This window comes from Deltaproteobacteria bacterium, assembly GCA_029210625.1.
GTDB lineage: Bacteria > Myxococcota > Myxococcia > SLRQ01 > SLRQ01 > JARGFU01.
The window spans coordinates 158,684-178,332 of record JARGFU010000003.1; the positions used below are offsets into that span (position 1 = coordinate 158,684).

General features: G+C 70.3%; 17 protein-coding genes. 1 reads left to right on the forward strand and 16 read right to left on the reverse strand.

Annotation, left to right across the window (positions count from 1 at the left end; translation table 11 throughout):
* Positions 1 to 56 precede the first annotated feature (56 nt).
* Positions 57 to 2,462, forward strand: coding sequence for a hypothetical protein (locus tag P1V51_04110; GenBank protein ID MDF1562201.1), 2,406 nt, complete (start codon positions 57 to 59; stop codon positions 2,460 to 2,462).
* Here the strand turns inward: P1V51_04110 and P1V51_04115 are convergent, their stop codons facing one another.
* From P1V51_04115 to P1V51_04190, 16 genes are all read right to left on the reverse strand, one after another.
* Entirely contained in the window at positions 2,463 to 3,872 is a 1,410-nt protein-coding gene (locus tag P1V51_04115) for a CotH kinase family protein (protein MDF1562202.1), read from the reverse strand.
* A 46-nt stretch (positions 3,873 to 3,918) separates the two neighbouring features.
* The gene (locus tag P1V51_04120; GenBank protein ID MDF1562203.1) at positions 3,919 to 4,578 is read right to left on the reverse strand and encodes a hypothetical protein; all 660 of its coding nucleotides are present in this window, start codon (positions 4,576 to 4,578) and stop codon (positions 3,919 to 3,921) included.
* A 33-nt stretch (positions 4,579 to 4,611) separates the two neighbouring features.
* Positions 4,612 to 5,565, reverse strand: coding sequence for a type II secretion system protein GspN (gspN, locus tag P1V51_04125; GenBank protein MDF1562204.1), 954 nt, complete (start codon positions 5,563 to 5,565; stop codon positions 4,612 to 4,614).
* A 1-nt stretch (position 5,566) separates the two neighbouring features.
* Complete coding sequence (gene gspM / locus P1V51_04130; GenBank protein ID MDF1562205.1) at positions 5,567 to 6,124, reverse strand: type II secretion system protein GspM; 558 nt, start codon at positions 6,122 to 6,124, stop codon at positions 5,567 to 5,569.
* A complete protein-coding gene (gene pilM / locus P1V51_04135) occupies positions 6,124 to 7,731 on the reverse strand; it encodes a pilus assembly protein PilM (GenBank protein ID MDF1562206.1) in 1,608 nt (535 codons plus the stop codon). Before pilM ends, gspM begins: the two co-directional genes overlap by 1 nt.
* Before the next feature lies 1 nt (position 7,732).
* Positions 7,733 to 9,043 (reverse strand): type II secretion system protein GspK, encoded by a 1,311-nt coding sequence (locus P1V51_04140; GenBank protein MDF1562207.1) that lies wholly within the window; start codon positions 9,041 to 9,043, stop codon positions 7,733 to 7,735.
* Between the two features lie 5 nt (positions 9,044 to 9,048).
* Positions 9,049 to 9,735 carry a type II secretion system protein GspJ gene (locus tag P1V51_04145; protein MDF1562208.1) on the reverse strand — a complete coding sequence of 229 codons (687 nt, stop codon included), beginning with the start codon at positions 9,733 to 9,735 and terminating at the stop codon, positions 9,049 to 9,051.
* Positions 9,732 to 10,475, reverse strand: a complete 744-nt coding sequence (locus tag P1V51_04150) for a prepilin-type N-terminal cleavage/methylation domain-containing protein (protein ID MDF1562209.1) — start codon at positions 10,473 to 10,475, stop codon at positions 9,732 to 9,734. The genes P1V51_04145 and P1V51_04150 overlap by 4 nt, the downstream gene beginning before the upstream one ends.
* Positions 10,468 to 11,139 (reverse strand): prepilin-type N-terminal cleavage/methylation domain-containing protein, encoded by a 672-nt coding sequence (locus P1V51_04155; protein MDF1562210.1) that lies wholly within the window; start codon positions 11,137 to 11,139, stop codon positions 10,468 to 10,470. Before P1V51_04155 ends, P1V51_04150 begins: the two co-directional genes overlap by 8 nt.
* Before the next feature lie 3 nt (positions 11,140 to 11,142).
* On the reverse strand, positions 11,143 to 11,586 hold the full coding sequence (gene gspG / locus P1V51_04160) for a type II secretion system major pseudopilin GspG (protein ID MDF1562211.1): 444 nt from the start codon (positions 11,584 to 11,586) through the stop codon (positions 11,143 to 11,145).
* Positions 11,576 to 11,779: a hypothetical protein gene (locus P1V51_04165; protein MDF1562212.1), complete on the reverse strand. Its 204-nt coding sequence runs from the start codon at positions 11,777 to 11,779 to the stop codon at positions 11,576 to 11,578. The genes gspG and P1V51_04165 overlap by 11 nt, the downstream gene beginning before the upstream one ends.
* Positions 11,780 to 11,781: 2 nt before the next feature.
* Complete coding sequence (gene gspF, locus P1V51_04170) at positions 11,782 to 13,023, reverse strand: type II secretion system inner membrane protein GspF (GenBank protein MDF1562213.1); 1,242 nt, start codon at positions 13,021 to 13,023, stop codon at positions 11,782 to 11,784.
* 13 nt (positions 13,024 to 13,036) lie between these two features.
* Complete coding sequence (gene gspE / locus P1V51_04175; GenBank protein MDF1562214.1) at positions 13,037 to 14,830, reverse strand: type II secretion system ATPase GspE; 1,794 nt, start codon at positions 14,828 to 14,830, stop codon at positions 13,037 to 13,039.
* Complete coding sequence (gene gspD, locus P1V51_04180; protein ID MDF1562215.1) at positions 14,830 to 17,385, reverse strand: type II secretion system secretin GspD; 2,556 nt, start codon at positions 17,383 to 17,385, stop codon at positions 14,830 to 14,832. The genes gspE and gspD overlap by 1 nt, the downstream gene beginning before the upstream one ends.
* Before the next feature lie 9 nt (positions 17,386 to 17,394).
* Complete coding sequence (gene gspC, locus P1V51_04185) at positions 17,395 to 18,315, reverse strand: type II secretion system protein GspC (protein ID MDF1562216.1); 921 nt, start codon at positions 18,313 to 18,315, stop codon at positions 17,395 to 17,397.
* A 124-nt stretch (positions 18,316 to 18,439) separates the two neighbouring features.
* On the reverse strand, positions 18,440 to 19,609 hold the full coding sequence (locus P1V51_04190) for a hypothetical protein (protein MDF1562217.1): 1,170 nt from the start codon (positions 19,607 to 19,609) through the stop codon (positions 18,440 to 18,442).
* Positions 19,610 to 19,649 lie beyond the last annotated feature (40 nt).

Below are 19,649 nucleotides of genomic sequence, written 5' to 3' on the forward strand. Positions count from 1 at the left end.
CCCGGAAGACCGGGATCCACTTACGAGGGAGGGTGCCAGTCGGTATGCTGCCCGGCGTGAACCACCGACACCATCGCTCGCTCTCGTCCCTCTCCCTGCTCCTCTTCCTGGGCGCCCTGGCCTGTGGTCCCAAGGGTGGGGGAGGGGGCGGGGAGCCGGTGGTCCTCGAGCCCGGGCCGCTGCAGGCAGCCGCCGTGGTGCGGGTGCTGGACCTCCCGGTCGGGCAGCCCACCTCCGGCTACATGCAGTCCGAGGCCCTGGGAGGACAGCACCCCCTGGACGACCCGGGCAGCGCCTTCGCCGAGGCCTTCCCCGCGACCCGCGGCCTGCAGTCGGCGCCGACGGCGCGGGTCGTGCTCCTCGACAACGGCCACACCCACCTCGCCATCGTCCGCCTGGACATGATCTACATCAACTGGGAGCTCACCGAGCGGGTCCAGCGCCTGGCCCGGGAGCAGCTCGGCCTGGACCTCGAGGGCAAGCTGCTCCTCAACGCCACCCACACCCACGCCGCCGGCTGCCGGCTCTCCCAGCAGAGCCTGGAGGCGCCGCTGGTGAACACCCGCCCCGAGGGGGAGCGGCACGCCTGGGCCCACGGCGGCGACACCTACTCCGAGGAGGCCATGCGCCGGGTGGCCGGCAACATCGTCGACGCCCTCGGCGCCGCCCGCGACGCCCTCCAGCCGGCCGCCATCGGCCACGCCTTCGGCGAGAACCTCACCGCGGCCCGGGACCGGCGCTGCGAGAACGACTTCCTCTACGGCGCGGGCGACCACGACACCCGGGTGAGCGTCATCCGGATCGACGCGGCCGACTCCGGCGACCCCATCGCCGTGCTCTTCCAGCACCCCATGCACGGCACCATCTACGGCGCCGAGAGCCGCAACCTCTCGGTCGACGCCCCCGGGCACGCCGAGTATGCGGTGGAGGAGGGCTTCGACCGGCCGGTGGTGGCGGTCTACCTGCAGGGCGCGGCGGGGGACGTCTCGCCCGCCGGCGACGTCCGCGGCCACTCGGACTCGCAGGCCATGGCCCGGGTGGGGTGGGATCTGGCCCGGACGGTGCTCGAGCTGCACCCGACCATCGAGACCCGCACCGAGATCGTCCTCGACTCCCTCGAGCGCCGGGTGGCCACCACCTACGACGATCTGGGCTACGTCGGAGACGAGTTCCTCTACGACGGCGGGATGCTCTGCAACACGATCTACGGCTACTGCGGCCAGGAGGAGGGCATCCTCAAGGACGACGTCTGGTGCGTGGCGCCGGCGATCGAGGGCAAGGGCAAGTACGCCACCTGGATGGCCGCGGCCCGGATCGGGGATCTGCACCTGATCACCCTCCCGGGCGAGCCCCTCACCGAGGTGGGGCGCCGGATGCTCGCCAACGCCGCCGAGGAGGGGGCCACCGACACCCTGCTGCTCGGCTACGCCATGGACCACGACGGCTACATCCTGACCGAGGACGACTGGCTGGCCGGGGGCTACGAGACGACCATCACCCTCTGGGGCTGGCGCCACGGGGACTACCTCCTGGCCCAGGGACGGGACCTGCTCCACGAGCTGCGCTTCGGCGAGGCCCTCGATCTGCGGCCGGTGACTCCCCCGGTCTTCCGGCCCGTGGACGACCCGCCCTACGCGCCCACGGCGTCCACCCTCGCGCCGGCGGTGGCGGTGGACGTGCCGGCCACCCTCGGCCGCATGACCGAGGTGCGCTTCGCCTTCCACGGCGGCGACCCGGCCCTGGGGCACCCCGAGGTGCTCCTCGAGCGCCAGGCGGGCGGCGGCTTCGAGCCGGTCCTCACCGGCGGCTGGCGCAAGGTCTCCTCCCTGACCGCCGGCAGCATCCCCCTGATCTACACGCCCACGCCCACCCCCAAGGAGGCCCCCGACGCCGCGAGCCGCGAGCACCTCTGGGAGGCCGTCTGGGCCTCGGGGCCCGCGCTCCCCGCGGGCGACTACCGCCTGCGGGTCCTCGGGCGCCACCAGCTGGGCGGCGGCGCGGAGCCCTACGAGCTGATCAGCCAGACGATGACCGTGGAGCCCTCCCGGACCCTGGAGGTGGACCTCGAGGTGCGGGCGGGCTCCACCCTCTGGGCGACCCTGCGCTACCCCTCCAACGCGCCGATGGGCTCCGGGCTGCGCGGCAGTGAGGACTGGCAGATCGGCGGCTTCCCGATGATCTCCCCCCACTGGGCGCCGCCCTTCCTCCCGGTCACCGAGGGCGGGCAGTCCGCGGCGCCGGCCACCGTCGCGGCCACCGGCACCTCGCCCCTGCCCCTGAACCTCGTCTTCGATCCGAGCCCCGAGCCCTCCGGCCGCAGCTACGGCCCGGGGGAGGGCCCCGGCTTCTCGGCCCTCCTGCCGCCGGGGACCGGCTGGGAGCTCACCCTGCCAGCGGGCGCGCTCACCGACGCCCACGGCAACACCCACGCCGCGATCTCGGTCAGCCTGAGCGCGCCCTGATCAGGGGGCCAGCGCCGCCTCGACCGCGGCCCGCCGCGCGGCGAGGTGGGGGAGGATCCCGAGGCTGCCCTCGACCGAGTCGCCGAAGACGCCCGGGGTCGGAGGGAGGGTGGAGAAGGGCGGGGTCTCCGTGCTCTCGGGGCCGACCACGTAGGGCGCGATGAGCTCGTGGTAGGCCTGCGCCAGGGGCGTGACGGTGGCCTCGGCCAGGGGGCCGTCGACGAGCGCCCGGAGGTGCTCCTGGTAGCGGGCGCGGTAGACGGGATCGTCGAGGAGGCGCCGGATCAGGGGCCACTCGCTGCCGATCTCGTCGAGGAGCACCGAGTCGGCGTTCGTCGCCATCGGGGAGTCCCGGTGCTTGAGGGCCTCGTTCAGATCCCAGGGGATCCACACGATCCGGCCGCCCTGCGAGGGATCGCCGTAGAGGTAGTAGTTGTGGGTCATCCAGCCGTAGGTGTCCCAGTTCTCCAGGACCTGGTTGGCGGCCAGCCAGAGGAGGAAGCCCTCGACGTCGAAGGCCGCCTCCAGGTTCGCCCGCCAGGTGGCGGCGTCCGTGGTGGCGGCGTTCAGCGCGGCGATGGCGGCCTCCACGTCGGCGGTGTCGCCCGAGGTCTCGTTGGTCTTCTTCTCGAAGGCCGCGGCGTCGAAGCGGGTCCAGTGGGCGGCGTCTCCCTCGGGCTTGTAGAGGTTGCCGGTGTCGTCGGCGAACTGGCTTCCGAGCACCTCGTCGGCGGGGTCATCGATCATCGTGTAGAGGCCGGCGAAGACCGGCCCCTCACCGAGATCGAAGTAGACCCGCACGAAGGCGCCCCGGGCGGCGGGGACGCCCGCCGAGCGGAAGAGGTCGGCCGCCAGCTTGTCGCGCATCAGGGACTCGTCGGCGAAGCCGTTGCTGAAGGTCATCTTCTTGAAGCCGAAGAAGCGCTGGTTCACGGTCTCCGGCGTGTCGTCGCTGAACTTGTCGAAGTTCAGCCGGAAGGCCTTCTTGTCCACGCCCCGCTCGTAGGCGAAGCGCAGGGAGGAGTTGCCCTTGTAGCGCATGCCCACCCGCTCCCAGCGCAGCCCCTCGTACTCGAGGTCCACCTCGACCCAGGCCGGGTCCGCGGTGCTCCCCCCCGGAGGCGGGCGCGTCGAGAGGAGCTGATCCAGGTCGTCCTGCATCGCCTGCCAGGTCTCGGCGCCGATGATCAGATCGAGGCGCCGCACGGCCGTGTCGTCGAAGAGGAGGTCGTAGTCGGGGGCCTCGCCCTTGCAGTGGCTGGCCACTGTCCAGTGCGCGGGGCGCTCGAGGTCGGCGGGATCGGCGGCGCAGAGCCCGCTCCCGCCGCCTCCCGCGCCGCTCGCCGTGCAGCCTCCGAGGGGCAGGAGGGGGAGGAGGAGGGCGGCGAGGAGGGGTGGACGCAATCTCATGAAGGGCGAGGACACCTGGGCTGGAGGGAAGTAAAGCGCGCCGGGATCACTCCTCGGGGGGCAGCTCCATGTCGCCCTCCCCGGAGGTGTCGGCCAGGTCCTTGTAGCGCCCGATGGCGTCGAGGTGGACGACCTTGCCGCCCTCGCTCCAGAGGAGGAGGCGGTGGGCGCCGCTGCCGACCACCGTCACCGGGCGGCCGGCGATCTCGTGGGGGACCATCTTGTAGAAGACCGTGCGCTCCTGCTCGTCCGCCGGGCGGGGCCGCGTCTGCTCACGGGCCTTCTTCAGCGCCTCGAGGAGCTTCTTGCCGCGCAGCAGCTTCGGCAGATCGGTGTCGCCCACCAGGCGGCCGGGGAGCCTCGCCTCGCCCTCGCCGTCCGGCAGGACGAAGGTCACCTTCTTCCCCAGGTTCGGGGCGTCCTGCCGGGCGATGGTCCAGGCGGCCGGACCGAGCATCAGCGCCTCGCCCAGGTAGGGCAGGGCGTCGTTGGGGCGGCCGGCGATGACGGCGTCGAGGAGGGTCCGGCAGCGCGCCTCCTCGTCGGCGTCCGGCACCACCACCCCGGGGCCCACGGGGAGCGCGGAGGCCGCCGGCCGGGGTGGCGGCAGAGGAGCGGGCTCGGGGGCCTGACCCCCCGCGCAGCCCGTCAGCAGGAGCGCGCCCAGCAGCTTCAGCCCCGAGGTCCACCCGTACGCGTTGCCCATCCTGGAGATCCCCTTTCGGGGAAGCAGGATAGCTCAGCGCTTCTTGCGCGGGGGGGTGCGCCCCTCGCGGTGGGGCGCGAAGTTCGGCCGCCCGAGGGGGCCGGAGAGGTCGTAGGCGTAGTAGTCGTCCTTGTCCTTCGCGCCCTCGAGCATGGCCTTCGCCAGCCCGGCGAGGGTCGCGTTGGCCTTCCAGAAGGCGTCGGTGGGCTTGAAGCGCAGCTGGAGATCGCCACGGGAGGTCGCCAGCAGGGGGCGCAGCTCGATGCTGCCCGCGATCTCGGCGGCGAGATCCTTGCCGTCGATCTCCAGGGGCGGCACGAAGTCGAGCTTGCCCTTCTCGGCGGTGACGTTGAGCTCGAAGGTGCCCAGGTCCATGCCAGGCACGGTGAAGCCCTTGATCATCCCGCCGCCGAACTGGGCGCCGGCGATCTCGAGGCGACCCCCGCCGTCGAGAGCGGTGGGGAGGTTCTGTGGCAGGACGAGGTCGAGCTCGCCGCTCACGTTGCCGGCGAAGCCCAGCCCCACCTTGTCCCAGACCGAGCCGAGCTCGCCCAGGGCGAGGCTCTGGATGGCGAGGACGGCGTTGATCCGGTTCTCGTCGAGGAGGGAGACGTCCCCCTCGATGGCGCCCTTGCCCTCACCGAGGGCGATGGCCACGGCGGCGGTGGGGCTCCCGAAGAGGCTGGCGAGGGGCTTGAGCCGCACCCTCACCTGCTCGAGGGTCAGGACGAAGTCCTCCTTGCCCGGCTTGGTGGCGGGGAAGGTGAGGGTCACGGACTCGGCGGAGAGGCCGGTGATCCAGTAGGGGGCGAGGGAGTCGACCTCCACCCGGGCGCCGATGGCCTCCTCGGCGGAGGCGAGCACCCGGTCACCGATCACCTCGTAGGGGAAGGAGTAGTAGAGGGTCACGCCGAAGGCGAGGAGGAAGACGAGCCCGTAGCCCAGGGTCTTCTTCAGCCAGCGGCCCACGGTCCGGACGGCGCTCACGCTACTTCCCCTCCAGCGTGTAGGACGCGAGGGTGAAGGTCGCGTCGACCTTCTCCTTCTCGTTGAACTTCTTGCGCAGCCGCAGCTTGCTCACCTTCACCACCCCCTTGGTGCGGGCCAGGCCGTTGAGGATGGCCGAGAGCTTGTCGATGGGCAGGGGCTCGAGGCTGACGTCCACGGCGGTCTCGGTGATGCCCTCCTTGGTGGCGGGCCGCCGGGGGGTCATCTTGGCGATCGAGACCCCCTGGCCGCGGGCGAGCTCCTCCATCACCGAGACCAGGGAGACGTTCCCGGCGCCGCGAAGCTTCGACTCCAGGCGGCGGCGGCCGGCCTCGGCCTCCCGGTAGCCCGAGGAGAACTGCAGGACCTGGGCGAGCCCCTCCTGCTTGACCGAGATCCGGGACTCGGCCTCGGCCAGGGAGCCGCGGACGCTCACCACCCCGAGGGTGACGAGGAGGAGGACGAGGGCGCCGCAGGCGCCGCCGAGGAGGGCCTGCTCGCGCGGCGAGAGCCGCGAGGCCGCCATCCGCACCTGATCGATCATGCTTCCTGCCGCCATCAGCCCATGCATCCTTCGGTGAGTGCCGCGTCCACGTTGAACTCGATCCGGTCCGACTTCTTGGCCTGCCGGGTCTGCCCCTGGGAGACCTCGGTGAAGCAGGCGTAGCCCTCGAGGGCCTCGACCACCTTCGAGACCTTGTCGAAGGAGTCGGCCTCGCCGGCCAGGCGGACCTTGTTGGTCCCGATGTCCAGCTCCGTCAGGTCGATGCCCTCCACCTTTCGCAGCCGCTCGGTCACCTCCACCAGCACCTCACCGGCCGCGACCTCGGGGACCGAGCCGCCGCCGACCTGCGAGCCCTTCAGGCGGGAGATGGCGTCGTCGGGGTTGGTGTAGCACTCCCCGAGGACCTTCTCGGTGAGGGTGCAGAGGGCGTCGTCCACCTGGGCCTCCCGGGCCGCGAGGGTGGCGAAGCTCGCGTAGATGTTCAGGCCCACCAGGCCGAGCACCACCACCGCGAGCATCGTCAGCTTGCCGATGCTGTCCTTGAGGTAGGAGAGGTCGCCCTTGAAGTGGAACTCGCCGGTCCGCAGGTTCACCTGCCGGCTGCCGCCGGCCTGGAGGGCGAGGGACATGGCGAGGCCTGCGCCGGGATCGCCTCGCAGGTCGGGGTTCACCTCGACGGTGCTGCCCTCGATGGGGAAGGGGTCGAGGAGCACCACCTCGCAGGCCAGCTCGCGGGCGAGGTGCCGGGCCAGCCCCGGGAGGCGGGCGGTGCCGCCGCAGAGGTGGATCCGGAAGATCTTCTGGTGGCTGCGGGCCCGGTGGGCGAAGAAGGCCTGCCGGACGTTGCGGACCAGGGGCGCGAGGCCGGCCTGGAGGTGGGCCGAGAGGCGGGCCGCCTCCTCGTCGCCGGGCGCGACCAGCAGCGAGCCGTGGAGCAGCTTCAGCGCCTCGGCCTCGTCCCGATCGATGCCCTCGCCCTTGGCGAGCGCCCGGGTGAGGGCGTCGCCCCCGAGGGGGAAGCTCTGGGCCGCCCGGACCTCGCCGGCGCCCTCGAAGATGAGGAGCTCGGTCGAGCCGGCGCCGATGTCGAGGACCGCCTCGGTGGTGGCCTCGGGATCGAGGGTGGGCTCCCGGGGCCCGAGCACGCCGCTGGCGAAGAGGCTGTGATAGGCCAGGCCCGAGTGGGTCACCACCCGGGGGTCGAGGCCGGCCTCGGCGAGGACCTCGAGGATCTCCCGGAGGAAGTCCTTGCGCACCACCGTGACCAGCACCAGGGTGCCCTCCTCGCCCTGGCCGATGATCTGGTGATCGAAGACCACCTCGTCGAGGCCGAAGGGGAGCTGGTCCTCCAGCTCGAAGGGGAGGGTCTGCTCGATCCGCCGCTGGTCGGAGAAGGGGAGCTCCAGGAGGTGGGTGCTCGTATGCCGCCCGGGCAGCACCGCGTGGATGGCGTCGGCCTTGAGGCCGCCGGTCTCCTCCCGCATCCGCTCCAGCGCCTCGGCCAGGCGCTTCGGGTAGCTGAGCTTCGCCTCGCCCTCGCCCTCGGGCGCGAGGACCGTGCTCCGGTAATCGCGCACCGCGCTCTGGCGGAAGGTGCTCTCCAGCCACACGCCCTTGAGGGAGTGAGTGCCGAGGTCGAGTCCGAGGATCCGTCTTGCCACGCTACTTCTCCTGCCAGTGGACGAGCCGCCCCATGGGGTGGCTGCCGTCCATGCGCACCACGGCGATGAAGGTGCGGGTGACGTCACCCACCTCGCCGGTCGCCTCGATGGTGAAGGTCTTGGACGAGGCCCCGAAGATCGCGTTGGGGCCGGTCCAGATGTAGGGGTTCACCGCCACGCCCACGCCCTCGAGCAGGGACCGGAAGGTCTGGGGCTGCAGGCCCACCCAGGGCATGGCGGCACGTGAGAGCTGGATCTGCTCCCAGAGGTTGGTCATCAGGATCGGGTCCTGGCACTGCTGGACCCCCAGGAGGGGGTCCTCGGAGGCGATGACCAGCTTCATGCACAGATCGAGGGGGTTCTTCGGCGTGACGTTCAGCTTCGCGTTCTTGTCGGTGTAGACCGTCAGCCGGTCACCGAAGGCCGCCATGAAGTCGTCGTCGACGCCGGCGATCTGGTAGAGCTCCTCGTAGCTGTCGAGGGGCGCGTTCTTCGGCTCGTAGGGGGGGTCGTACTTCGAGTAGAGGTAGCCCTCGTCGCCCGCACCCTCGGCCATCTCCGGCCCCTGGGCGCCCATGATCAGGTTGCTCTGCATCTGATCGGCGTCGATGTAGTCGCGCAGGGCCACCACCAGGTCCGGGCGGGTCAGCTTCACCCCGTGCCGGTTCTCCTCGTCGAAGAGGAAGTCGTAGCGGGGGTCCTGGATCAGGCTCATCAGCTGGAGGAGCGCCGCCTTCGACTGCGAGCCCAGGGCGTCGAGCTGGTTGATGTTGATCCGCCCCTCCTCGTCGTTGATCTCGGCCCGGCAGCCGCCGTCGAAGTCACCGAAGGAGGCCTTGGGCATCCCGTCGGGGTCGAGCACGTCCGAGGGATCCGGCGGCTTGCCGGCCATCTGCACCAGCATCTGCACCATCCCGCAGTCGATGGGGATCAGCTCCCAGAGCCGGATGCCCAGGCCGCCGCTCTGGCCCTGCTGGGCGGTGGGATCGGCCGCCGGGGTCGCCCCCCCGCCCGCCATCCCGATCAGCTCGGAGAGGCCGGGGATCTGCTGGGAGTCGAGCTGGGTCTGGAAGGAGAGGATCAGCCGGGAGAGGTCGACGGCGGAGCGGGCCAGGTACTCGGCCCGCAGGGCGTCCCGGGCGTTCGCCGCCAGGTGCATGCTCACTCGCTCGCGGTAGGTGAACTCCACCGCCACCGCGGTCAGCACGGCGATGACGGCGGTCACCATGATCAGGGCGACCCCGCGCTCGGAGGCGCGCAGGCCTGCCCCACGGGCGGCCTTCTTGCGCTTCCTGGGGGTGGGGGTGGCCATGGTCGTCACCAGGTGAGGGGCTGGGTCAGCTGGACCCGGGCCTGGGTGGTGAAGGTCTGGTCGACCCCGTCCGGGTCGGTGACCTTGAGGGTGATGCGGATGCGGGAGGGGATGCGGTCGTGCTGGTCGGTGTCCCGGGTGCTCCAGCGCTCCTCCCAGTCCTCGTCGTCGGGGTTCCACCACTCGACGTCGAAGGCCGTGACGCCCTCGAGGAGGAGGTGGGTCTCGCCGCCGCGATCCCAGTCCGCGTCGATGAGGGTCTTCTTGCGCCGGTAGAGGCCGGTGACCCCCTCGTCGTCGTGGTCGAGGAAGTACTCGAGGATGGCCTGGTCGCTGACCTTCTCGTCGGCGTAGAGGCGGGTGTTGGCGAAGGCGGTGAAGGAGAGGCGATCCGAGTCGCCGCCGTCCTCGATGACGAAGAAGGTGGGGCGCCCCTCGGGGTCGTCCGCGCGGTAGCGCTCCTTGTCGTAGTTGTCCGAGATGAAGGCCAGGGAGACCTCGCGGGCGACGCGGGACGTGGCCAGGCGGACGTTGTGCCAGTAGGCGTCCCGCTCCTCGATGTCGGCGGTGACCGTGAGCAGGCGCCCGAAGGAGGCCCAGATCAGCACCGAGATGATCGAGATGATGGCCATGGCCATCATCACCTCGATGAGGGTGAAGCCCCGGGGCGGGCGCTGGACGACGGTCCTCATGGGCCGCCCACCTTCCGGACGGGGCCGCCCGAGGCGCCCTGGATGGGGGGGATGCGGGGGATCATCCTGTTGGGGTTCACGCCCGGCATGTTGGGGAGGTTGCTCAGCCGCTTGCGGGCATCCTCGAGGGCCTTGGTGGCCCGGGACTGCTGGAGGTCGTTGGCGCCGCCCGGCGCGCCGCGATCGCCGACCTTGATCACGTGGGTGACGACGGTGAGGTCGGAGGGGCCGGTGATGTCGGTCCAGCTCACCGTCAGCCGCACCTCGCGGACGCTCTCCTCGATGGTGGTCTGGAGGGTCTGGATCTGGCCGGTGATCATCCCCTGAATGCCGCCGCCCAGAGAGGAGAGGAGGCCGCCCTCCGCGCCGCCGCCGCTGCCCTCGTCCGGGGAGATGCCGAGGGCCTGGCTGAAGAGGCCCTCGATCATCGTGGCGTCGAACTCCAGCTCGGGCTTCACGACCACGGCCTTCCACTCGAAGCGCTCGTAGCCCTCCTCCTTGAAGTCGCCGTGCAGGGTCTCGTCGAAGTCCGAGAGATCCTCGGCGTAGATCCGCTCCTCGACGTCCACCATCTTCGAGCGGGCCAGGAGGGTGGCCATGCTCACGAACTTGGCGTGGTTGTGCATCCGCACCGCGCCGGAGTGGAGGTTGAGGATGGCCACCAGGCTGATGGAGAGGATGGCCAGGGAGACCATCACCTCCAGGAGGCTGAAGCCCTGCTGGGTGCCGGGCCTAGACATCCGGCACCTCGAGGTTCTCGGCGAACACCTTCACCCGCCCGGTGAGGGGCTGCACGGTGAGGGTGTAGAAGTTCTCCCGGGAGTCCTGGATCCAGATGTAGGCGGCCTGGGTCTCGCCGAGGGGCAGGAAGTAGAGGTAGGCCTCGCCGACGGTGACCACGTCCCGCAGCTGGGGCGTCCAGAAGCCGGCCAGCCGGACCCCCGGGGGCAGGGTCCGGTCCTGGAGCTCTCGGCCGGCGAAGGCCTGCCAGGCGGCCCGGGCCTTGACCCGCCGCTCGAGCTCCTCCTCCTCCCGGACGTAGCTGTCGTCCGCGAAGGGGTCCTCGTCCTCCTGGACGAGGGCTCCCTCGTCCACGTCCTGGATCTCGGGCGAGATCCGGGCGGCGTCGAGGGTGCACTCGATGCGGTAGCTGCCGTTGTGCTCGACCGACTCCGGCATGACGAAGACGAGGCGGCAGGTCTGCCCCCGCATCGCCGCCTCGTCGTAGATCATCCGGATGGCGCCGGCGAGCCGGCCCGCCTCCTCCTTCACCCGCACTCCGAGGACGCTCTCCATCGCCGGGACGACGAGGGCGAAGAGGCCCGCCACGATCAGCAAGCCCACCAGGAGCTCGATCAGGGTCAGGCCCCTCGGCGGGGCTGAGGTGGGAGGGGACCGCCTCATGCGCTACTCGCCTTCCCCCTCGCCGAACTGCCCGAGGAAGAGGTCGGCGTTCTCACCGGTGCCCCCGGGCTGGCCGTCGGCGCCGTAGGAGCCGATGTCCGGACCGTCGGGGTTCTTCACGCCCGGGAAGCGGTAGACGTAGGGCCGCTTCCAGGGATCGGTGGGCGCCTTGGAGAGCATCTTCTCGCTCACCAGCGCGGCGATGCCCTCGTCGCTGCCGGGGTAGCGGGAGTGCTTGTTGTAGTAGAGGTCCGAGGCGTTCTTGATCGTCTGGATCTCGATCTTGGCCTGGGAGACCTGCGCGCTCTTCAGCTGGGGGATGACCGCCACCGCGACCGCCGCGGCCACCATCCCCAGGATGGTGATCACGATCATGATCTCGATGAGGGTCATGCCGCGGGCGCTGGCCCGGGCGACCTTGCGAAGCCTCTCTTGGTTACTGGACATCGAGCTTTGCTCCTTGGATCGAGGAGACGGGCTCGGAGAAGAGAGCGCCGTCGCCGGTGCGGGTCGTGTTTCGAGTGGAGAGGGTGGTGCCCACCAGGGCAACGCAGAAGGCGAGGAGCGCGGCGAGGATCACGCCGCGGACCGCCGTGTCGAGGAGGCCATCGCCTCGGGTCAGCTCCAGAAATCGAGCCATGGTCACCCCTGGATCATCGTGTTGAGCTGGAGGATGGGCATGAGGATCGAGAAGACGATGAAGGCCACCACCACGCCCATGGCGACGATCATCAGCGGCTCGAGGAGGCTGGTCAGGCCCGTGATGCGGGACTCGACCTGGCTCTCGTAGGCCGCGGCGACGTTCAACAGCATCTCCTCGAGCTGCCCGGATTTCTCGCCGATCGAGACCATGTGGTAGACGAGCGGCGGGAACTGACCGGAGCGCTTCAGGGGCGAGGCGATCGCGTCGCCCTCCTGGATGGCCTCCCTCGCCTCGTCGATCACCTCGGCCAGCACCTGGTTGTTCACCACGTTCCGGACGATCTGCAGGGCCGAGAGGATGGGGACGCCCGAGGAGAGGAGGGTGGAGAGGGTCCGCGAGAAGCGGGCCATGGCCACCATCCGGTTGAGGTCCCCGAAGAGGGGCGCGGCGAGCTTCCAGCCCGCCCAGGCGCGGGTGCCCGACTCGGTCCGGGTCCAGGCCCGGAAGAGGACCACGAAGAGGACCCCCAGGATGCCGATGAGCCACCACCACTCGCGGGTGAGGTCGGCGGTCCAGATCAGGGCCCGGGTGGTGAAGGGCAGGGTCGCGCCAATGTCCTCGAACATCCGGGTGACCTTCGGCACGACCACGGCCATGAGGATGGCCAGGATGATCAGGCCGATGATGATCATCACCAGCGGGTAGGTCAGCGCGCTGACGATCTTCTGGCGCAGGCGGGCCTGGCCCTCGGTGAAGTCGGCGAGGCGCACCAGCACGACGTCCAGCGCGCCGGAGGACTCACCGGCGGCGACCATGTTCACGTAGATCTTGGAGAAGATCCGCGGGTGGTCGGCCAGGGCGTCCGCCATGGTGGCGCCCTCGTTCACCCGCTGCTTCACCAGGCCCACGACCCGCTCCAGGGCCGGGTGATCGACCTGATCCTGGAGGGCGGTGAGGGCCTCGATCAGCGGCACGCCGGCGCCCACCAGGGTGGCCAGCTGCCGGGTCATGATGGCGATGTCCTGGGTGCCCGCGGTCTGGCGAGAGCGGCCCAGGCGCACCTCCTTGGAGAGGGCCTCCTTGGCGCCGCCACCGCCCTTGTCCTTCTCCTGCTGGTAGGAGGTGACGAAGACGCCGTCGCGCTTCAGCGCGGTGCGCAGGCCCCGGGGCGAGTCCGCGTTGCGGATGCCCTTCACCTGCTTCCCGGCGGCCGTCAGGCCCGTGTACTCGTAGACCGGCATCGCCCGTGTGCCTCTAGGTGACGATGGTGTCGCGGGTCACCCGGAGGGCCTCCTCCACGGTGGTGAGCCCCTCGAGGACCTTCTGCGCCCCGTGCTGCTTGAGGGTGAGCATGCCCTGCTCGAGGGCGGCCCTCTTCAGGGTGCCCGAGTCGACGTTCCGCAGGATGTGCGCGCGCACCTCGTCGTCGACGGCGAGCATCTCGTAGATGCCCGTCCGGCCGCGGTAGCCCGTGTCCGAGCACTCGGAGCAGCCCACGGCCTCGTAGAGGGTGCGGTTGCGGGCCTCCTCGCGCTCGGCCTCGTTCAGGCCCAGCTCGATCAGCTCCTCCTCGGCCGGGTGGTGGACCCGCCGGCAGCTCTTGCAGACCAGCCGCACCAGGCGCTGGGCCAGCAGGCCGATCAGCGAGGAGGCGACCAGGAAGGGCTCGACCCCCATGTCCACCAGCCGGGTCACCGCCGAGGCGGCGTCGTTGGTGTGGAGGGTGGAGAGGACGAGGTGGCCGGTGAGGGAGGCCTGGATGGCGATCTCGGCGGTCTCCCGGTCGCGGATCTCGCCGACCATGATGACGTCGGGATCCTGCCGCAGGAAGGAGCGCAGGCCCCGCGCGAAGGTGCGATCGATCTTGGCGTCGACCTGCATCTGACCGATGCCGGGCAGCTCGTACTCGACCGGATCCTCGACCGTGAGGATGTTCTTGTCGGGCGAGTTGATCTTCGCCAGGCAGCCGTAGAGGGTCGTGGTCTTGCCGCTGCCGGTGGGGCCCGTGACCAGGATGATGCCGTGGGGCCGGTAGATGAGGTTCTCCATCTGCCTGAGCTGCGCGAGGGAGAAGCCGATGTCGGTCAGGGGCCGGAGCACGGAGGAGCGGTCGAGGAGCCGCATCACGACGCGCTCGCCGTGACGCACCGGCGTCGTCGAGACCCGGATGTCCACGTCGCGGCCGGCGATCTTGATCCGGATCCGGCCGTCCTGGGGCAGGCGCTTCTCGGCGATGTTCAGGCCCGCCATGACCTTCACCCGGCTGATGATCGAGGCCTGGAAGCGCTTGGGCGGGTTGATGATCTCCTGGAGCACGCCATCGACCCGGAAGCGCACCAGCAGCTCGCGCTCCTGGGGCTCGATGTGGATGTCGCTGGCCCGCTCCTTCACCGCCCGGAAGAGCAGCGAGTTCACCAGGCGGATGATCGGCGCCTCCTCGTCGGAGACGTCGAGGAGGTCCTGCACCTCCTCCAGCTCGTGGCCGAGCTCGTCGAGCTCGTCGGTGGCCTCCAGGTCCTCGACCAGGCGCTGGGTCTCGTTGGAGGCGCGGTCGTAGACGGTGTTGATCGCGTCGATGACCTGCTGGGGCGGGGCGAGGACCGGGCAGGGGGCGGCATCGAGCAGCACCGTCAGGTGGCCCAGGCTCTCGGTGTCGAGGGGGTCGGCCACCGCGGTGATCACCATGCCCAGCTCGTCGTAGCGCAGGGGCAGGAGCAGGTTCTGCTTGGCGAAGTTGATGGGCACCCGCTGGACGATCTCGGGGTCGGCGTCGTCGGCGGTGATGCCCTCCATCAGGGGCAGATCGAACTGGGCGGAGAGGGCCCGGTAGAGATCGTCGTTGGTGATGGCCTCCATCGCCACGAGGATCTCGCCGATGCGACCGCCCTTCTCGGCCTGGAGCGCCAGGGCCTCCTCGACCTTCACGGGTGAGAGCCCGCAGAGGGCGACGAGGATCTCGCCGAGGGGCTGCCCCCGGAGGTGCGCGCCGGTGAGGGGCGCGTACTCGGTGGCCTCGGAGCCGCCGTTCTCGTACCGTTCCTCGGACATCAGGAGGCCGGGGTGCTCGGGGGAGTGGTGCTGGCCGTGGCCTCGGGGCTCACGTCGGGGAGGGTGGGGAGGACCTCATCCTCGGAGGAGCCCTCCTCGTCCTGTGCGCCCTCGTCGTCGAGCGGCGCCTCGGGCGCCGCGCTGACCTCGGTCGCCTCGGGGGCGGGGGCCGGCGTAGCCTTCTCGGGCTCGATCACCCTCACGCCGCGGCCGGGGCCCCCGTTCTCCGGCGCGAGCGCCTCCTCGTCCACGGTCTGGATGAGGTGGCCGAGCGGGCCCTGGCGGCGGCTGAAGTCGATGCTGGCCTCGTAGCCGCCACCGACGTCGTAGAACTGCTGAACGAACTCCTCTCGCTCCGCGAGCTTCTCCTGGAAGATGCGCTGGAAGTCGTGCGGCCCGTTGATGATGTAGGGCGTGAGGAAGAGCAGGAGGTTGGTCTTCAGCTTCTTCGTCTCGTTGCTGCGGAAGAGCCAGCCGAGGATGGGGATGTCGCCGAAGAAGGGCACCTTGTTCACGGTGCGGATGGTGCGCTCCTGGATCAGGCCGCCGATGACCACGGTCTGGCCGTTCTTGGCCACGATGGTGGTCTTGGCGGTGCGCCGCGCGGTGGTCGGACCCAGCTGCGGATCGTTGGAGGCGATCTCCTCGGTCTGCTCCTCGATGGCGAGGCGGACGAAGTCGCTCTCGTTGATCTGCGGGGTGAGCTTCAGCTTCAGCTCGACGTTCTGCCGCTGGATGGGAGCGTAGAAGGAGGAGAGCCCGCCGAGGCCGCCCGCCAGGGAGGAGAGGGCCGGGCTGATGTTGGTCTGGGTGTTCGCCCCGCCGAGGTTGCCGAGCATGCTGGAGACGCCGCTGGGGGCGAAGCCGGACTGGAAGGGCACGTTCTGGCCCACGGTGATCTCGGCCTCCTCGTTGTCGGAGGTGAGGATGTGCGGCGTGGAGAGGACGTTGACCTGGCTGTCCTTCTGGAGGGCCTGGAGGACGACCCCGAAGGAGGGGATCGCCACGCCGAGCTCCTCGGTGCCGGGGATGCTCGGCCCCTGGATGCCGGCCATGAAGCCGCCGAGGGAGAGGAGCGAGGCCAGGGAGAAGGAGTTGGTGCCCGCGAACTGGGTGCCGAGCACCACCGGGGCCACGTCACCGCTGCTGACCTCGGGGGCCGCGCCGGTGTGGAAGTTCATGCCGAACTCGTTGGTGGTGTCGAGGCTGACCTCCATGATCACCGCCTCGACGAAGACCTGGCGGCGGGGGATGTCGAGCTTGTCGATGACCTTCTTCAGGTTCTTGTAGTCGCCGTAGCTGGCGACGATCACCAGCGAGTTGGTGGACTTGTCGGCGCTGATCTGCACCTCGCCCGAGAAGAGCTCGGCGCTGCTCATCCCCGGCACCGAGCCGTCGCTGGTGCGGGGAACGTTCCGGGGCCGGCCGGGGCGGCCGGTGCCGGCGCCCGAGCTGCCCGAGGTGAGGTTCGCCAGGGTGGAGGCGAGATCCTCCGCGTTGGCGTTCTCGAGGTAGTGGACGTGCACCTGCCCCTCGGCCTCGGTGGGCACGTCGAGCTCGGCGATGATCTCCTGGATGCGGCCGAAGGACTTGTCGTCCGCCACCAGGATCAGCTTGTTGGTCCGCTCGTCGGCGACGGCCCGGGTGATGCTCACCGCCAGCTCGCCCTCACCGTCGGCCGACCGCCCCTTGGCGGGGCGGGGGGGCGCGGTGCGGCGGGCGGCCGGGTTGTTGCTGTTGGTGTTGACGTCGAAGATCTCGCCCAGCTTCGTCGCGATGTCCGCGGCTGTCGCGTAGTTGATCTGGATGATGCGGATCTTCCCGCTGCCGCCGGCCTGATCGATCTGCTCGATGATCCTCTGCATCCGGTGCAGGTTCAGGCCGGTGTCGGTGACGATGAGCAGGTCCGGCGGGACCTGCTGCACGTCGCCGTCCCGGGAGCCGAGCTGCTTGATCAGCCCGCTGATCTGGTCGGCCTCGGTGTGCTGGAGGCGGAAGAGCATCGTGACGATCTGCTCGTTGAAGGGGATGTAGCCGTCGGGCTCGACCACCGTCGGGATGTTGGTGCGGGGAGCGTCCTTCTTGGGCAGGATCTTCAGGAACTTCTTGCCCACCGGATAGACGGCCAGGTTGTTGGCCTCGAGGGCGGCGAGGAAGGCCGCGTAGACCTCGTCGGCGTTCACCTTCGACTGGGAGATGATGGTGATCTTCCCGCGCAGGTTGTCCGGCAGGATGAAGTTCTTCCCGGTGTAGTTCGAGATGGTCTTCACCACCTCGACGATGTCGGTCTTGTCGAAGGTGAGGCTGTAGCGGACGTTCTTGTTCTTGAAGCCCTGCTGGCGCCGGGAGGCGTCCTCGTCGGTCGCCCGGGCCTCGGGGGCCTCTTCCTGCTTGGGGATGGTCTTGAGGGCCCGCCCGCCGAGGGGGTTGGTGACCGCCGGCCGCGCGGGCCGGATCGGCGAGGGCGGCTGGGGCTGGGCGAGAGAGCTCGCCGGCAGGAGGGCCGCCACGAGGAGGGCCAGGACCGGGACGAAGAGGGGGTGGGGTCGGTGCATGATTTCTCGCTACTCGATGCTGTAGGACTTCTTCACGGTGCGGCCGCGGCGCTCCAGCTCCACGGTCACGTCCCGGGCGTCCTTGAGCTTCTGGTAGACCTCGAGGGCCTTGTCCGGGCTGTTGATGTCGTAGCCGTTGATCTTCTTGATCACGTCGCCGTTCTGGATGCCGATCTTGGCGTAGAGCGAGCCCGGCCGGATGCTGAAGAGCTTGAAGCCCTGGGCCACGCCGTTCTTGAAGGCGGGGACGATGCGGGCCTGGGTGGCGATGGTGTTCAGGTTGGAGAGGGTCTTCTCGATCTCCTCCTGGGCCACCACGTACTCGTTCTCGGCGACCTTCCGGATGCCGTCGCCGATCTCGCCTTCCTTCTCTTCTTCCTTGTCGGCGGAGGCGGGGGTGACGGCGGCCACCGCGCCGCCGGCGGTGGCGCCGGGCTTGGCCTCGCCGTCCATCTCCAGGTACTCGGTGCGCCCCCGGTTGTTGAGCAGCACCCGCCGCTCCTCGACCTTCACCACGGTGGCCGCTCCCTGGAGGAGGTCACCGATGCCGTAGACCGAGGTCTCCCGGGAGTTGTTGTCGGTGATCACCGCGGCCGAGTAGTCCTCCGGATCGGCGACGATCGTGGCGACCAGGGTCGCGTTGATGGTGGTGGGGACCTCGTCACCGGGGGTGGTCTCGGGCTCGACCTCGGCGGGGGCCGCCTCGGGGTCGGGCACGGTCATCCCGAAGATGGCCGCCAGGGCCTTCGGGTCGACCGTGCTGCGCACGTTGGTCAGGGCCGGCCGGGCCGTCTTGCTCGGCTCGGCGCTCGGGGGCTGTGCCAGGCGCGCCGCCGCGACCGCCGAGACGGTGCGCGCCGACATCACCCCGGCGATGGCCACCACCACCAGGTTCAGGGTCCAGAGATACCTTTGAAAGAAGACCTGCATCCGCCAGGGGTTCGAGCAAGGCTCATGCCACGGCTCGAAAACGCCCGATGGAGCCGGATTCTGGCCCCAGGAGGCCTCTCGGGACCTCCGGGGCGCCCCGGCGCGTGGCCGGGGTGACAATGTGTCAGCCGCCCACTCCCGGGTCGCTGGCCTCTGACATTCTGTCCCGCCGCATCTTGGCCCTCTGGGTCAGGATCATGCGCAGGTAGGTCGCGGAGATGATCTCGGCGACCCGCTCGAGCTCCTCCCGGGCCTCGTAGGCCAGCGGCGCCTCGGGGCCGCCGTCGAGGTAGAGGAGGTTCACCACCCGTCCCTGCACGATCACCGGGAGGAGGAGGAGCTCCCGCGGGCGGGCTCTGCCGAGGGCGGCGAAGAAGGTCTGCTCGATGGCCCCGCCCGGGGCGGAGCCCTGGTAGCCGGCCTCCATCTGGACGACGTCCCGGAAGACGCTCTCGTTCTCGAGGGAGAAGGAGAGGGCCTCCACCCGGGCCATCCGCTCACCCCCGCTCAGGGCCACCCACCCCTCGGCCTCGTTCCGGCGCAGGACCAGGGCCGCGAAGCCGTGGGCGTGGCGGCGGGCCCAGACCTCCAGGGCGTTGCCCAGCTCGCTGCGCTCGGTGGCGTTGATCATGGTCGCCAGCAGCTCGTCCTCGGTGCGTTGATCGAGGGGCAGCCGGGCCCAGGGGACCACCGGGGTCCGCGGCGCAGAGGGGGCGGGCGCCTCGGGGGCCCGCATGGTGAAGTCGCCGCCGATGTGGGCGTTGCGGGCGCCGAAGAGCTCGGCGCGCTCGTCCGGCGAGGCGCCGGGGGGGGTGCCGGCGCGGCCGCTGGCGTCCGGGTGGGTCCAGGAGAGGCGCTCGGGCTTCTTCAGGTCGTAGTGGCGTTGGGCGTAGTCCCAGAACATGGCCTCGGGGACCACCTTCAGGATCAGCCGCCGGCGGGTGCGCTGCTCGACCACCTCCCGGGCGGTGACGTCGCCGGGATCCACCATCGCCACCTCGACGTTCCGCCCCAGCACCGCCAGGCAGATGACCTGATGGTGGGCGGCGAAGTCGCGGCTGAAGTCGCCGAAGAGGTGGGGGTCGGCCCGGGAGAGGCTCTCGCGGTCCACCACCGGCAGGCCGTGGTGTTCGGAGAGGAAGGTGGCCAGGTCCTCCTCCCGGAGGTGTCCGAGGGCGACCAGCACCGAGCCGAGGCGGCCTCCGGTCGTGATCTGGACGTCGAGGGCCTCCTCGAGCGCCGCGGAGTCGATCCTTCCCGCGCGGATCAGGGCTGTGCCGAGGCGTTCCTCCATCTCCACCCACGCTGCCAGGAAGAGGGGGGAAAGGAAAGGG

Excerpts from the sequence above, each read along its gene's own strand:
- P1V51_04150 (MDF1562209.1), bottom strand. The coding sequence starts at position 10,475 with ATGTCTAGGCCCGGCACCCAGCAGGGCTTCAGCCTCCTGGAGGTGATG.
- gspM (MDF1562205.1), bottom strand. The coding sequence starts at position 6,124 with ATGGCGGCAGGAAGCATGATCGATCAGGTGCGGATGGCGGCCTCGCGG.
- gspD (MDF1562215.1), bottom strand. The coding sequence starts at position 17,385 with ATGCACCGACCCCACCCCCTCTTCGTCCCGGTCCTGGCCCTCCTCGTG.
- gspG (MDF1562211.1), bottom strand. The coding sequence starts at position 11,586 with ATGTCCAGTAACCAAGAGAGGCTTCGCAAGGTCGCCCGGGCCAGCGCC.
- gspE (MDF1562214.1), bottom strand. The coding sequence starts at position 14,830 with ATGTCCGAGGAACGGTACGAGAACGGCGGCTCCGAGGCCACCGAGTAC.
- P1V51_04120 (MDF1562203.1), bottom strand. The coding sequence starts at position 4,578 with ATGGGCAACGCGTACGGGTGGACCTCGGGGCTGAAGCTGCTGGGCGCG.
- P1V51_04165 (MDF1562212.1), bottom strand. The coding sequence starts at position 11,779 with ATGGCTCGATTTCTGGAGCTGACCCGAGGCGATGGCCTCCTCGACACG.
- P1V51_04115 (MDF1562202.1), bottom strand. The coding sequence starts at position 3,872 with ATGAGATTGCGTCCACCCCTCCTCGCCGCCCTCCTCCTCCCCCTCCTG.
- P1V51_04155 (MDF1562210.1), bottom strand. The coding sequence starts at position 11,139 with ATGAGGCGGTCCCCTCCCACCTCAGCCCCGCCGAGGGGCCTGACCCTG.
- gspF (MDF1562213.1), bottom strand. The coding sequence starts at position 13,023 with ATGCCGGTCTACGAGTACACGGGCCTGACGGCCGCCGGGAAGCAGGTG.
- gspC (MDF1562216.1), bottom strand. The coding sequence starts at position 18,315 with ATGCAGGTCTTCTTTCAAAGGTATCTCTGGACCCTGAACCTGGTGGTG.
- P1V51_04140 (MDF1562207.1), bottom strand. The coding sequence starts at position 9,043 with ATGGCCACCCCCACCCCCAGGAAGCGCAAGAAGGCCGCCCGTGGGGCA.
- P1V51_04190 (MDF1562217.1), bottom strand. The coding sequence starts at position 19,609 with ATGGAGGAACGCCTCGGCACAGCCCTGATCCGCGCGGGAAGGATCGAC.
- P1V51_04145 (MDF1562208.1), bottom strand. The coding sequence starts at position 9,735 with ATGAGGACCGTCGTCCAGCGCCCGCCCCGGGGCTTCACCCTCATCGAG.